We start from the raw sequence: 14,260 nt of genomic DNA, 5'->3' as shown, positions 1-14,260 counted from the left end.
GCGCCAATCCTAGCAGGCTTCGCGGGCATTGTTTATCGGGATTGGCGCACCGGTTTCCCTGCCGGCTGCGTATTTGTATGGACAAAGAATTCGAAGGGTAACGCATACCGCTACCCGGCAAGTAGGGGGCAACCTTGGCGGAAACCCCCGACCACCATCCAAGTTGTTGTACTTGAACGATTTTCCTCAGACCAGCTGGAGTTCGAACGCCTTCAGTACGGCGCGCGTACGGTCGCGCACGCCCAGCTTGGAAAGGATGTTGGACACATGGTTCTTGATGGTGCCTTCGGCCACGCCCAGCGAATTGGCGATCTCCTTGTTGGAGAAGCCACTGGCCATCAGCCGCAGGATCTCGGTCTCGCGGTCGGTCAGCGGGTCCGGGCGGTCCAGGCTGACGAACTCGTTGCGCATGTGCTCCAGGCCGGACAGCAGGCGCTGGGTCACCGCCGGCTGCACCAGCGAACCGCCGTCGGCCACGGTGCGGATGGCACCGACCAGCTGCGCCAGGGTGACATCCTTGAGCAGGTAGCCCTTGGCACCGGCCTTGAGCCCGGCCAACACCAGCTGGTCATCGTCGAAAGTGGTGAGGATGATGGTCGGCGGCAGCTGTTCCTGCCGCGACAGCACCTGCAGTGCCTCCAGACCGGACATCACCGGCATGCGCATGTCCATCAGCACCACGTCGGGGCGCACCTGCGGTATCAGCTCGACCGCCTGCCGGCCGTCGCCGGCCTCGGCCACCACCTCGATGCCGTCGTCGAGCGCCAGCAGGGAGCGGATTCCCTGCCGCACCAGGGTTTGGTCGTCGACCAGGCAGACGCGAATCATCAACGCACTCCTTCAGGAACCTTGGTAAGGGCCGCCACCAGCACCGTTGCCGGCACCGTCGCCCGCAGCCGGAAGCCTTCACCGGGACGGGTTTCGATCTGCAGCTGGCCACCACATTGTTGCAGGCGCTCGCGCATGCCGCGCAAGCCATTGCCCACATTGACCATATCCGCGCCGACGCCGTCGTCGCGGGCCTCCACCACCACCCGGTCGGGGGCTTCACGGTACACCTTGATCCACAGGTGGCGGGCGCCGGCGTGGCGCACCGCGTTGGTGATGATCTCCTGGGTACAGCGCAGCAGCACGTGGGCCCGCTGCGGGTCCTCCACGTTCAGCGGGTCCTCGATCTCCAGCTGGATGTCCAGCGAGGGCACGTTCTCCGTCAGCGGGCGCAGCGCCGCGGCCAGATCGATGGCACCGGTCTCGCGCAGCTGGCTGACCACCTCGCGCACATTGCCCAGCAGCAGCTTGGCCAACGCGTGCGAGCGCTTCACGTGATCCAGCGCCTGGCCCTCGGCCAGGTGGCCGGCGACCTCCAGGTTCAGGGTCAGCGCGGTCAGCTGGTGGCCCAGCAGGTCATGCAGCTCGCGCGAAATGCGGGTGCGCTCGTTGACCCGCGCGCTCTCGGCCAGCAGGGCACGGGTGGCCCGCAGTTCCGAATTGAGCCGGCGCTGCTCGTCGCGGGCCTCGGTCTGCTGCCGCGCGACCAGGCTGGTCACGAAGATGAACATGGAAAAGCCGCCGTACAGCAGCGACTGCATCACCGCTTCGAACAGCGGGAAGCGCAGCAGCATGTAGTAGACCGGCGCCACCGCCAGCTGGCTGACCAGCAGCCACAGCACCCCCAGCCGTACCGACAGCATCCACGGGATGACCCCGGCCGCCACCATCATCAGGATGCTGCCCAGGCCCGAGCCGCTGAGGAAGCTGACCCCCAGCGCCGACACCGTCAGCAACAGCAGCAGGCCGCGGTCCAGCCAGCTGGTGTGGCTGTCGCTGCGCAGGATGCGGGTCAACCAGTAGTAGGCGGTGCCGAAGGACAGATAGGCGACGAACAGCAGGATCGCCCAGCCGCCCATGTCACCGCGGCTGTGCAGGTTCTCGAACTGCGAGTACGCCAGGGGCAGGCCGACCATGACCCAGGTGAACAGGCCGGCCAGGCGGAGGACGCGGGTATGGCTGAGGACTCCCAACATGCCAGCACTCTACGGGCCGCGCCTGCGCACCGCACCCCACGGAAGTCATGCCTGCCCGGTCGCCTGTTCATGCCGCAGCCCACCCCGGGCATGCAATAATCGTGCGCAGGGTCCCTTGATGGACCAACCGCGTTACCCCACGGAGTCACAATGTCGATTGTCATCCGCGACGTGCGCGAGCACGAGCTCGATTCCGTCCTGGCTTTGAACAACAACGCTGGCCTGGCCATCCTTCCCCTGGATGCGGCCCGCCTGCGCCTGTTCTATGAAACCGCTGAGTATTTCCGCGTCGCCGAGCGCGACGGCAACCTGGCCGGCTTCCTGATCGGCTTCGGCAGCGACAGCCAGCACGACAGCAGCAATTTCGCCTGGTTCAAGCAGCAGCTGGACACCCCGTTCTTCTATATCGACCGCATCGTGGTCGCCAGCCGCCGTCGTGGCGGTGGCGTCGGCCGTGCGTTCTATGCCGACGCGCAGAGCTTCGCCGAGCTGCGCTACCCGCAGATGACCTGCGAAGTCTTCCTCGACCATGGCGCCGATGCCGCCCTGCTCTTCCACGGCAGCTTCGGCTTCCGCGAGCTGGGCCAGAACACCATGCCGCAGGTCGATGTGCGCGCCAGCATGCTGGCCAAGGAACTGTGCAGCTACCCCTGGGTCCAGGAGACCTACGGCGACAAGCTGCCGGATGTGGCATGGACACGCGCCCGGCAGCTGCCGGCGCAGGCACAGCGGCCGACGGGGACCTGAGCGTGGCGGTGAATTTCGATTACGAACAGGCCGGTGAACTGAAGATCGGCCAGGTGGGCATCGCCAACCTGCGCATCCGTACCCTTGATGTCGAGCGCCTCGTGCAGGAAATGCGCGAGCGCGTGACCCGCGCACCAAAGCTGTTCGGCCGCGCCGCGGTGATCCTCGACTTCGGCGGCCTGAGCCAGGTGCCGGACGTGGCCACCGCGCAGGCGCTGGTCGACGGCCTGCGCAGCGCGGGCGTGCTGCCGGTGGCACTGGCCTACGGCACCAGCGCGATCGACCTGCTCTCGCAGCAGCTTGGCCTGCCGCTGCTGGCCAAGTTCCGCGCGCAGTACGAACGTGCCGAGGCCGAGCCTGCCCCGCCGCCGCCCGCACCGGAGCCGCGCCGCGCGGCCCGTGCCGAACCGAAGCCGGCCCCGGCAACGCCGGTGGCCAAGGTGGCCGACGCCGCCGCACCGCAGCCGGGCCGCATGCAGCTGGGCAACGTGCGTTCGGGCCAGCAGCTGTACGCGGAAAACTGTGACCTGACCGTGATGGCCACCGTCGGCGCCGGCGCCGAAGTCATCGCCGATGGCAGCATCCATATCTACGGCACCCTGCGCGGCCGCGCGCTGGCAGGGGCCCAGGGCAACACCGCGGCACGCATCTTCTGCCGTGATTTCCATGCGGAACTGGTGGCCATTGCCGGCCACTACAAGGTACTGGACGATGTTCCGGACAACCTGCGCGGCAAGGCCGTCCAGGTGTGGCTGGAACAGGACCAGATCAAGATCGCTGCGCTGGACTGACGCAGCACCAAACTCATGCAGAACCAGGAGAAGTCCTTTGGCTGAAATCATCGTAGTCACCTCCGGCAAGGGCGGCGTCGGCAAGACCACTTCCAGCGCGAGCCTGGCCTGCGGCCTGGCGCGGCGCGGCAAGAAGGTGGCGGTGATCGACTTCGACGTCGGCCTGCGCAACCTCGACCTGATCATGGGCTGCGAACGCCGCGTGGTGTACGACTTCGTCAACGTCGTGCACGGCGAAGCGACCCTCAAGCAGGCCCTGATCAAGGACAAGCGTTTCGACAACCTGTACGTGCTGGCTGCATCGCAGACCCGCGACAAGGACGCGCTGACCCAGGAAGGCGTGGGCAAGGTCCTGAAGGACCTGGCTGCCGACGGCTTCGACTACATCATCTGCGACTCCCCGGCCGGCATCGAGAAGGGCGCCTTCCTGGCAATGTACTTCGCCGACCGCGCGGTGGTGGTGGTGAACCCGGAAGTGTCGTCGGTGCGCGACTCCGACCGCATCATCGGCCTGCTCGACTCGAAGACCCACAAGGCCGAGTCCGGCCAGGACGTGCCGGCCTTCCTGCTGCTGACCCGCTACACCCCGCTGCGCGTGGAAAGCGGCGAGATGCTGAGCATCGCCGACGTCGAGGAAGTGCTCGGCCTGAAGGCCATCGGCGTGATTCCGGAATCGGGCGACGTGCTCAACGCCTCCAACAAGGGCGAGCCGGTCATCCTGGATGTCGAATCCGCTGCCGGCCAGGCCTATGAAGACGCCGTCGCGCGCATCCTCGGCGAAGAACGCCCGATGCGCTTCACCAACGTCGAGAAGAAGGGCTTCTTCAGCAAGCTGTTCGGAGGGTAAGCATGGGCCTGTTTGATTTCCTCAAAGCGAAGAAGACCACCGCCGAAACCGCCAAGAACCGCCTGCAGATCATCATCGCGCAGGAACGCAGCCACCGCGGTGGCCCGGACTACCTGCCGCTGCTGCAGCGCGAGCTGCTGGAAGTGATCAAGAAGTACGTGAACATCGACGTCGATGCGGTGAAGGTCGACCTGGTGAAGGATGGCCAGCACGACGTGCTGGACATCTCCGTGGCGCTGCCTGAAGGCCCGGACAAACCCTGATCCCCTGCCCCGCCCGTGCCTGCATGGGCGGAGCTGCCTGACCCGCATGACCGATACGACAACCGCCGTGGACATCACCTGCGTGGGCGACATCGCCTTCGCCGATGCGCAGTGCCTGCTCGCCGCGCACGGCCTTCGGCTGCACCACGTGGCGGCCGGCGAACCGATTCCCGGCAGCTACTGGGGCGAGCCCGAGGCGGGCATCATCGCCAGCAACGTGTACGTGCGCGATGACACCCCGGTGCACTCGATGCTGCACGAAGCCTGCCACCTGATCGTGCTGCCGCCGGAGCGGCGTGCGCAGGTGCATACCGATGCCACCGACTCGGTGGCCGAGGAAGACGCGACCTGCTACCTGCAGATCGTGCTGGCCGGGCAGCTGCCCGGTGTCGGCAGCCAGCGGCTGATGGCCGACATGGATGCCTGGGGATATACGTATCGGCTGGGATCTACGAAGGCGTGGTTTGAAGAGGACGCCGAAGACGCGAAAGCGTGGCTGATCGAACGCGGGTTGCCGGTGGCGTAACGCATCGGTAGTGCCGGCCGCTGGCCGGCAACCTCCTGAACCTGTGAAGCATCGCCTGGTTGCCGGCCAGCGGCCGGCACTACCCGCTCATCCCTGCCCGGCCAGTGCGCGCAGGGTGATGCCGACGATGTAGGCCAGGTAGGTGCCGGTCGCATAGCCCATCGTGCCCAGCAGCACGCCCACCGGCGCCAGCGCCGGATGGAACGCGGCCGCCACCACCGGCGCCGAGGCCGGTCCACCGATGTTCGACTGCGAACCGATGGCGAAGTAGAAGAACGGCACCTTCAGCAGCTTGCCCAGGCACCACAGCAGCACGATGTGCACGGCAATCCAGATCAGGCCGAGCAGGAACAGCCACGGGCGGTCCAGCAGCGCCAGCAGATCCATCTGCATGCCGATGCAGGCGATCAGGAAGTACAGCAGCAGCGAGCCCAGCCGCGACGCGCCCGCGCCTTCCAGATTACGTGCGCGGGTGAAGCTCAGGCTCAGGCCCAGCGTGGTCGACAGCACCACCACCCACACGAACGGCGCGTCCAGGCTGAACTGCGACGCCCAGCTGACGTTGGCCTTGAACCAGGCCGCCAGCGGTGCGCCGATCGCGTGCGACAGGCCGACGCCACCGAAAGCCACCGCCACGATCAGCATCAGGTCGGTGAGGCTGGGAATGCGCTCATGTTCGGCCTGGAAGCGCGCGATGCGCTCCTTCAGCTCATCGATGGCCGACGTGTCGGCACCGCTGCGCGCGTCGATCTTCGCTGCGCGCCCGGCCAGGAAGATCAGCGCGGCCATCCACACGTAACCGACACCGACATCGACCACTGCGAACTGGCCGAAGGTGGTCGCGTTGACGTCGAACACTTCGCGCATCGCCAGCATGTTGGCACCGCCACCGATCCAGCTGCCCGCCAGCGCGGCCATGCCGGCCCAGGTATCACCGGCCACGGTGTCGGGATGGATCGCGCGCATCACCAGGAACGCCACTACCGCACCGAGCATGATGCTGGCCGAAGCGCCCAGGTACATCAGCACCAGCTTCGGGCCGAGCCGCAGGATGCCCTTGATGTCCACTGCCAGGGTCAGCAGGATCAGCGCCGCCGGCAGCAGGATATCGCGCGCGATCGGGTTGTAGAGCCTGGTGTTCTGGCCGTCGATCAGGCCGACGGTGTTGTAGATGCCGGGAATCAGGTAGCACAGCAACAGTGCGGGCACGAAGGTATAGAAGCGCTTCCATAGCCCCTGCTCGCGCGAGGCGGTCCAGAACACGGCGCCGAGCGTGGCGGCGATCAAACCGAAGACGACGATGTCGTTCTGGATCAGGGCGGTCGAGGGCATGCAGGCGCTCTGGGTGCGGGGTCGGATCCCTTTCGCCACGCGAAAGGGCTCTGACCCCGGGGGCGGTCAATGACGGGGTCGGAGCCCTTCCGCGTGGCGAAAGGGATCCGCCCCCTGGGCGCTGAACCGGCTTATTCGCCGATGTGCTGCTTCAGCCAGGCGTTGACGGTGTCATGCCACAGGATGCTGTTGTTCGGCTTCAGCACCCAGTGGTTTTCATCCGGGAAGTACAGGAACTTCGACTCGATGCCCTGGCGCTGGGCGGCGGTGAACGCGGCCAAGCCCTGCTCGACCGGAATGCGGAAGTCCTGCTGACCGTGGATGACCAGGATCGGCTTCTTCCAGTCCGCCACGTGGTTGACCGGGTTGAACTTCTCGTAGTTCGCGGCCTTCTGGTACGGCGTACCGCCCTGCTCCCACTCGGTGAACCACAGCTCTTCGGTGGCGTAGCCCATCATGCGCTGGTCGAACACGCCGTCATGGTTGACCAGGCACTTGAACGGGCTGTTCCAGTTGCCGGCAATCCAGTTGACCATGAAGCCGCCGTAGCTGGCACCCAGCGCACAGGCCTTGTCACCGTTGAGGAAGGAATACTTCTTCAGCGCCGCGTCCCAGCCCTTCTGCAGGTCTTCCAGCGGGCGGTCGCCCCAGTGCTGGCTGATCGCATCGGTGAAGGCCTGGCCATAGCCGGTGGAACCGTGGAAGTCGATCATCACCACGGCGTAGCCCTGGCCCGCATAGGTCTGCGGGTTCCAGCGGTAGCTCCAGCCATTGCCGAAGCTGCCCTGCGGGCCGCCATGGATCAGGAACGCGACCGGGTACGACTTGCCTTCCTGGTAGTTGTGCGGCTTGACCACGTAGCCGTGCACGGTGTCGTTGTTCCAGCCCTTGAACTCGAACTGTTCGTAGTCGCCGAAGCTGACATCCTTGAGCACCTCGCCGGCAGCCGGGGTCAGCGCGCGCAGTTCGCCGATGGCTTCGCCCGCGGCCGGCAGCAGGCCGACCAGCACCTGGTCGTTGCTCTTCAGGCTGTTGCGGGTGATCGCCACGCTGTTGCCAGCCACGTCGACCGAGGTCACGCTGCCGTCGCCGATCAGCTTGGTGGCCTTGCCGCTGGCCACGTCGATCTGGAACAGCGGGTGCTCGCCGAGGTCATCGGCGGTGGTGTAGATGCTGGCGCCATCCGCGGACAGGGTGATGCCGCCGGCCGAACGATCCCACTGCGGGGCGATCTCGCGGGTCTTGCCGCTGGCCAGGTCCATCGCCATCAGGCCGAAGCGGTCGGCCTCGAAGCCCGGGCGCTTCATCGCACGGTAGAACAGGGTCTTGCCGTCGGCGCTGAACACCGGGCCGGCATCCCAGGCCGGGTTGGCAGCGGTCAGGTTGACCGGCGCCTGCTTGCCGGCGGCGTCGAAGCGGTAGAGGTCGAAGTTGGTCGACCACGGCTCCTGCTTGCCGGCCACGCGGATGCTGGCCACCACGCTGGCGCCATCCGGCGACCACGCGAAATCATCATTGCCGCCGAACGGCTTGGACGGCGCATCACCATCGATGGTCGCGCTCAGCGCCGACGCGCCCTTGACCGCGCCGGCCTTGGCCGCCGGCAGCGGCGCCACGAACAGGGTGTTGCGGCGGCCATCGTTCCAGGTATCCCAGTGGCGCACGAACAGCGAATCGAAGACCTTGCCGCTGGCCTTGGCGCCGGCGACGTCCTTGAGCTTCTTCTCGGTGCAGGCCAGGTCCGAGGCGCAGGCCTGGAACACGCCGGCGCTGAACAGCACGCGGTCGTCCTGCGGTGACACGTGGTAGCTGTCCACGTCCACCGGGAAGTCGGTCAGCTGGCGCGGGGTGCCGCCGTTGATCGGCTGCGCGTACAGCTGCTGGCTGCCGTTCTTGGCACTGAGGAAATACACGGTCTGGCCATCGGCTGACAGCGACGCGGAATTGACGCTCCAGCCAGCCGGGGTGATCTGCTTCGGCGGGGCCGCATCACGCGTGCGCAGGTTGCGCGCGAACAGTGCGGTGGAGGCCTTCAGGTTGGCGTCCACGCTGCGCTTGGCGAACACCACGGTGCCGCCATCGGCGGTCAGTACCGGCGCGGAGACGCGGTCCATGGCCACCATGTCGCGGACTTCCAGGCCACGGGCAGCGGCGACGCTGGGCAGGGCGGCCAGCAGGCTCAGTGGCAGCAGGGCATGACGCAGTTTCATCGGGGTCTCCGCAGGACGGCAAAAAACCGATGGTAGGCCCGGGTGGCCGGGACTGCCAAGGCCATCGGTCATGGCCGGGGACGGGTCGATGCCTTCGCCAGAAAAGGCAAACCGCGCCGTAGCGCGGTTTGCGGTAGTGCCGGCCGCTGGCCGGCAATCTGTCTGGTTGCCGGCCAGCGGCCGGCACTACCCATCAAACCTGGGGTCAGAGCCCTTCCCTGCGGGAAGGGATCCGACCCCGCGGGTGTCACGCCACGGCGCGCTTGCCGGTGCGGTAGATCAGCCAGCCGACCACGAACAGCACGGCCAGGCCGATCCACTGTGCGCCCGGCAGGTGGAACGGCACGGCCAGCACGTCGGCGCGGCTGCTGACCACGATCGGAATCGCGATGGCGATGCCCATCAGTGCCTCGCCGGTGATCAGGCCGGCAGCAAACAGCACACCCGGCTTGTGCACGCGGTCGCGGCCTTCTTCGTCATCGGCGCGCACCTTGTGGAAGCGCTCGACGAGGTAGGCGATCAGGCCGCCGAGGAAGATCGGCACCATCAGTTCCAGCGGCAGGTAGATGCCGATGGCGGCGGCCAGCACCGGCACGCGGAAGCGGGCGTTGCGCGACTTCAGCCAGCTGTCGAACGCGATGATGGCGGCGCCGACCACGGCACCGATGCCGATGAAGGTCCACGGCAGCTCGCCACCGAACAGGCCCTTGGCCACCGAGGCCATCAGGTTGGCCTGCGGCGCGGCCAGCGCGTTCGGGTGCAGCTCGGACTTCACGCCGATGCCGTAGGCGGTGGCCAGCAGGTTCAGCACCGGCGCCATGATCAGTGCGCACGAGAACGCACCGATGCCCAGCATCAGCTGCTGCTTCCACGGGGTGGCACCGACGATGTAACCGGCCTTGAGGTCCTGCAGGTTGTCACCGCCGACCGCTGCGGCACAGCACACCACCGCGCCGATCATGATCGCGGCCACCGCGCCCAGCGGCGCGCCGAAGGCGCCGACCGGCTGCAGGCCATCCTTGCCCAGCAGCACGACCAGCACGGCCGAGGCGAACAGGATGGTGGAGATGGTGATGCCCGAAACCGGGTTGTTGGACGAGCCGATCAGGCCGGCCAGGTAGGCCGAGACCGAAACGAACAGGAAGCCGGCGACGATCATGATGAGGGTCATCGGGATCGACACGTGCCACTGGCCGACGATGGCCTGGTACAGGGCCAGCAGCGGCAGCACGAACACCACCAGGGCGACCAGCATCCACTTCATCGGCAGGTCGCGCTCGGTGTGCGCCAGCACCGGGCCGCCGCTCTTGCGGGCGGCGGCGAAGCCGCTCTTGACGCCGTTGAGCAGCGACTTGCGCAGCGAGATCAGGGTCCAGATGCCACCGATCAGCATTGCGCCGACACCCAGGTAGCGCATCTTCGCGCCCCAGATGGCGAACGCGGCCTCGGTGGAGGAAGCCGTGGCAACCGATGCGGCCAATGCCGGATCGGTGTTCATGAAGAACGCCTGGTAGATTGGAATGGCGATGTGCCAGGTCAGGATCGAGCCGGATACCACCACGATGCCGACGTTGAGGCCGACGATGTAGCCCACGCCGAGCAGTGCCGGCGACAGGTTGGTGCCGATGAAGGCGGTGACCTTGGAGCTGCCGACATAGGCCGAGGTGGCCCAGGCATCGGGAATCAGGCGCATGCCGCTTTCCGCAGCCAGCTTCACGAACGCACCGATCACCGCCGACAGGCCGAGGATCTTCAGGCCCGGGCCCGGATTCTCACCGGCCTTGAGCACTTCCGCCGCTGCCTTGCCTTCCGGGAACGGCAGCGGGTCTTCGACGATCATCGAACGGCGCAGCGGCACCGAGAACAGCACGCCCAGCAGGCCGCCGAGACCGGCGATGCCCAGCACCCACCAGTACTTGAAGTCCGGCCAGTAGCCCATGATCACCAGCGCGGGGATGGTGAAGATCACACCGGCGGCGATCGACGAACCGGCCGAGGCGCCGGTCTGCACGATGTTGTTTTCAAGGATGGAGCCACCGCCCAGCAGGCGCAGCACGCCCATGGAAATCACCGCGGCGGGAATGGCGGTGGCGATGGTCAGGCCTGCGAACAGACCGAGGTAGGCGTTTGCGGCCGACAGCACCACCGCCAGCACGATGGCCAGGGCCACTGCGCGGAAAGTGAGCTGCTTGGGCGCAGCGTCGTGGTTCATGGAAGCCCCTGCTGGCAAAAAATCCCTGCCACGCTAGCTGTCGGGGCAGATCAAGTCCAGCGTGCCAAAGGATGGGGGCACGTGCTGCAGTGCGATGGCGCCGCACGTGCGACCGCAGCAGGCTGATACGGCAAAGCCGGGTTGGGCATCGCGCAAATGATATGTTATATCCTTCTATCGACCCGTCGCAGTTGCAGTGCATGCCCCCTTCCCCCTCCCCCCGCCTGGCCTCCATCGACCAGCTGCGCGGCACCGTCATGCTGCTGATGCTGCTGGACCACGTGCGTGAGACCTTCTTCCTGCAGTACCAGGTGAGCGATCCGATGGATGCGTCCACGGTCTCTCCGGCGCTGTTCGCTTGCCGCCTGCTGGCGCATCTCTGCGCCCCGGTGTTTGTGCTGCTCACAGGCCTGTCGGCGTGGCTGTACGGCCAGCGCCAGGCAGACCCGCGCCGGGCCACCGCCGCCTTCCTGCTCAAGCGCGGCTTGTTCCTGGTGGTGCTGGAACTGACCCTGGTGAACTTCGCCTGGACCTTCCAGTTCCCGCCGGACACGATCTATCTGCAGGTGATCTGGGCTATCGGTCTCAGCATGATCGCGCTGGCCGGCCTGCTGTGGCTGCCGCGCCCGACCTTGCTGGTACTGGCAGTTGCGCTGGTGGCCGGCCACAACCTGCTCGATACCGTGCGGGTCGAGGGCAATGGCGCGCTGGCGGTACTGTGGAAGGTGCTGCACCAGCGCGACTGGATCGAAGCCGGGGCACTGCGATTGCGCACCTCCTACCCGGTGCTGCCGTGGATCGGGGTGATCGCACTGGGTTATCTGATGGGGCCGTGGTTCGCCCGCGAGCGCGCGCCGGAGCAGCGGCAGCGCTGGCTGTTGTGGGGAGGCGCCGGCGCGCTGGCCCTGTTCGCGCTGCTGCGGTTCGCCAACCAGTATGGGGATGCTCCCTGGACGTACCAGACCACTACGCTGCGCACGTGGTTGAGCATCTTCAACGTCACCAAGTATCCGCCGTCATTGCAGTTCCTGCTGTTGACCCTGGGCGTGGGACTGTTGCTGCTGCGCCTGTACGAGTGGCCGCCAGTGGCGCGTGCGCTGCGGCCGTTGGCCGACATTGGTGCAGCACCGATGTTCTTCTACCTGCTGCATCTGTATGTGCTGAAGGGGCTGTATCTGGGCGCGCTGGCGGTCTGGGGGCCGACCCACGGCGAGCTGTATGCGCTGGATTCGGTCAGCGGCCTGCTGCTGGTGGCCTGTGCACTGGCGGTGATGATGTACCCGCCGACGCGGGCGTTCGCGCGGTTCAAGGCGCGACGGCGTGATCTGGCGTGGTTGCGGTACCTGTAACCGACAACACCGGGACGGCCATCCACGCATGGCGTGGATCTACTACAAGTGCCTCTGGCATAGATCAGCGTTGCGTGGCATCCCGCAAAGCCTGTTCGCCGGTCATGGCCCGGCGCTCCCGGGCTGCCCGCCCCGGGCCAGGGGCCTATAATCGCGCCCTTTCCGCTGTCCCCGCCGTCGATGACCGTTGCCGCTACCGCTTCCGACGACTTCCTGGGCCACCCCAAGGGCGTCTATGTCTGCTTCTTCACCGAAATGTGGGAGCGCTTCTCCTTCTACGGCATGAAGGCGCTGCTGCTGCTGTACCTGACCAAGTACCACCTGTTCGGCGACAAGGCCGGCCTGGACCTGCTTGGCGCCTACGGCGGCCTGGTGTACTGCATCCCGGTGTTCGGCGGCATGCTGGCCGACCGCTGGCTGGGCATGCGGCGGGCGGTGCTGTTCGGCGGCATCCTGCTGGTGCTCGGGCACCTTGGCATGGCCTTCGAAGGTCACGCGGCGTACCGGGTGAACGGCGAAGTGGTGCGCGACACCTCGGCGCTGGCGGTGACCTACCTGTCGCTGGCCCTGATCATCATGGGCGTGGGCTTCCTGAAGCCGAACATCTCCACCATCGTCGGCAAGCTGTACGCCAAGGACGATCCGCGCCGCGATTCGGGCTTCTCGCTGTTCTACGCCGGCATCAACCTCGGCGCGCTGTTCTCGTCGCTGGTGTGTGGCTTCCTCGGCGAGGCGTATGGCTGGAAATACGGTTTCGGCGCGGCCGGCATCGGCATGCTGGCCGGCCTGGCAATGTTCCTGTGGGGCCAGAAGTACCTGCAGGGCCACGCCGAGCCGCCGCAACCGGCGGCGCTGAAGCAGAAGGTGCTGGGCCTGCCGCGCGAATGGCTCATCTATCTGTGCGCGGTGCTCGGCGTGTTGCCGGTGGCGTGGCTGATGTGGGCCGCCGGCAACGGCGCATTCGCGCTGGGCGGTGAAATCAGCCCGGCGCTGATGCTGATGCTGGTGGTGCTGGGCGGCGTGCTGGTCTGGTTCGCCTGGTTCACCGGCAGCAAGTGCACGCCGGTGCAGCGCCAGCAGATGATCGCGCTGATGGTGCTGATCTTCATGGCGCTGGTGTTCTTCACGATGTACGAGCAGTCGTACGGCTCGTGGGTGACCTTCACCGACCGCCTGCTGACCAAGGACATCGTGCCTGCGCTGGTGATCACCGGCGGTACCCCGCTGCCGTGGTCGATCATCTCGCTGCTGCTGGCACCGCTGGGCTTCGTGGTCAGCGCGCGCCTGTCCGAACGGCGCCCGGGTTCGGCCGCGCCGCGCACGTTCTTCGCCGCCATCGTCGTGCTGATGCTGGTGCTGCTGGTGCGCGACTGCCTGGTGATTCCGCAGACCGCCGGTTCGCTGACCTACCTCGGCGGCCTGTTCCTGGTGCTGCTGGCGCCGGCCTTCGCCGCACTCTGGACCTGGATGGACCGCCGCGGCTGGGAACCGGGCAAGCCTGTGAAGTCGGCCTGGGGCCTGGTGATCGGCGCGCTGTCGTTCGTGCCGCTGGCGCTGGCGGCGCAGCAGGTCGGCGCCACCGGCGAGATGGCCAGCGTGTGGTGGCTGGTGCTGGCCTACTTCCTGCTGGCCAGCGGCGAGATGTGCCTGTCGCCGGTCGGCCTGTCGGCGGTGACGCAGCTGGCCGTGCCGCGGGTGATGAGCCTGATGATGGGCACTTGGTTCCTGGCCACCGCATTCTCGGAAACGCTGGCCGCGCTGTTCGGCAAACTGGCTGCGATCGAGGTGCCGGAAGGCGAATCGCTGGACATGGTGGCCGCGGCCGGCGCCTATGCGCACCTGTTCTGGCTGCTGATGTGGATCGGCCTGGGCTGCGCGCTGGCTGCGTTCATCGCCGCGCCGCTGCTGAAGAAGATGATGCACGGGGTGAAGTAAACCCCGCGCATGCGGAATACCAGG

The 14,260-nt window shown here is 66.8% G+C and carries 12 protein-coding genes; 7 read left to right on the top strand and 5 right to left on the bottom strand.

Annotated elements, in window-relative coordinates; all coding sequences use genetic code 11:
- Window positions 1–186: 186 nt before the first annotated feature.
- Together ACUZUJ_RS05790 and ACUZUJ_RS05785 are read right to left on the bottom strand one after the other, a co-directional pair.
- Window positions 187–828, bottom strand: coding sequence for a response regulator (locus tag ACUZUJ_RS05790; protein WP_006424175.1), 642 nt, complete (start codon window positions 826–828; stop codon window positions 187–189).
- Window positions 828–2,024, bottom strand: a complete 1,197-nt coding sequence (locus tag ACUZUJ_RS05785) for a sensor histidine kinase (protein ID WP_075675059.1) — start codon at window positions 2,022–2,024, stop codon at window positions 828–830. The genes ACUZUJ_RS05790 and ACUZUJ_RS05785 overlap by 1 nt, the downstream gene beginning before the upstream one ends.
- A gap of 150 nt (window positions 2,025–2,174) precedes the next feature.
- On the opposite strand from ACUZUJ_RS05785, the gene ACUZUJ_RS05780 reads away from it, so the two are divergent.
- Genes ACUZUJ_RS05780 through ACUZUJ_RS05760 form a run of 5 tightly spaced genes read left to right on the top strand, consistent with a single transcriptional unit; the run spans window position 2,175 to window position 5,198 of the window.
- Entirely contained in the window at window positions 2,175–2,771 is a 597-nt protein-coding gene (locus ACUZUJ_RS05780) for a GNAT family N-acetyltransferase (protein ID WP_014036357.1), read from the top strand.
- The gene (gene minC / locus ACUZUJ_RS05775; protein WP_014036356.1) at window positions 2,717–3,562 is read left to right on the top strand and encodes a septum site-determining protein MinC; all 846 of its coding nucleotides are present in this window, start codon (window positions 2,717–2,719) and stop codon (window positions 3,560–3,562) included. The genes ACUZUJ_RS05780 and minC overlap by 55 nt, the downstream gene beginning before the upstream one ends.
- A 37-nt stretch (window positions 3,563–3,599) precedes the next feature.
- Window positions 3,600–4,409 (top strand): septum site-determining protein MinD, encoded by an 810-nt coding sequence (gene minD, locus ACUZUJ_RS05770; RefSeq protein ID WP_005415682.1) that lies wholly within the window; start codon window positions 3,600–3,602, stop codon window positions 4,407–4,409.
- A gap of 2 nt (window positions 4,410–4,411) precedes the next feature.
- Entirely contained in the window at window positions 4,412–4,672 is a 261-nt protein-coding gene (gene minE, locus ACUZUJ_RS05765) for a cell division topological specificity factor MinE (RefSeq protein WP_005408532.1), read from the top strand.
- A gap of 46 nt (window positions 4,673–4,718) precedes the next feature.
- Window positions 4,719–5,198, top strand: a complete 480-nt coding sequence (locus ACUZUJ_RS05760; RefSeq protein ID WP_458220913.1) for a hypothetical protein — start codon at window positions 4,719–4,721, stop codon at window positions 5,196–5,198.
- Window positions 5,199–5,285: 87 nt separating this feature from the next.
- Here ACUZUJ_RS05760 and ACUZUJ_RS05755 read toward each other — a convergent pair whose 3' ends face one another.
- The 3 genes from ACUZUJ_RS05755 to ACUZUJ_RS05745 form a co-directional block, all read right to left on the bottom strand.
- Window positions 5,286–6,530 carry a DUF819 family protein gene (locus tag ACUZUJ_RS05755; protein WP_014036354.1) on the bottom strand — a complete coding sequence of 415 codons (1,245 nt, stop codon included), beginning with the start codon at window positions 6,528–6,530 and terminating at the stop codon, window positions 5,286–5,288.
- Window positions 6,531–6,661: 131 nt separating this feature from the next.
- Window positions 6,662–8,740: a S9 family peptidase gene (locus tag ACUZUJ_RS05750; RefSeq protein WP_458220912.1), complete on the bottom strand. Its 2,079-nt coding sequence runs from the start codon at window positions 8,738–8,740 to the stop codon at window positions 6,662–6,664.
- A gap of 247 nt (window positions 8,741–8,987) precedes the next feature.
- Window positions 8,988–10,952 (bottom strand): OPT family oligopeptide transporter, encoded by a 1,965-nt coding sequence (locus ACUZUJ_RS05745; RefSeq protein ID WP_458220390.1) that lies wholly within the window; start codon window positions 10,950–10,952, stop codon window positions 8,988–8,990.
- Between the two features lie 200 nt (window positions 10,953–11,152).
- Here ACUZUJ_RS05745 and ACUZUJ_RS05740 point away from each other — a divergent pair, with 200 nt between their 5' ends.
- On the top strand, window positions 11,153–12,301 hold the full coding sequence (locus ACUZUJ_RS05740) for an acetyltransferase domain-containing protein (protein WP_430345132.1): 1,149 nt from the start codon (window positions 11,153–11,155) through the stop codon (window positions 12,299–12,301).
- Window positions 12,302–12,481: 180 nt separating this feature from the next.
- Window positions 12,482–14,236, top strand: a complete 1,755-nt coding sequence (locus tag ACUZUJ_RS05735; RefSeq protein WP_458220389.1) for a peptide MFS transporter — start codon at window positions 12,482–12,484, stop codon at window positions 14,234–14,236.
- The last annotated feature ends 24 nt before the right edge of the window (window positions 14,237–14,260 follow it).

This window comes from Stenotrophomonas sp. S4 (assembly GCF_054187805.2).
This window is presented reverse-complemented; position numbering and strand designations above follow the sequence as displayed.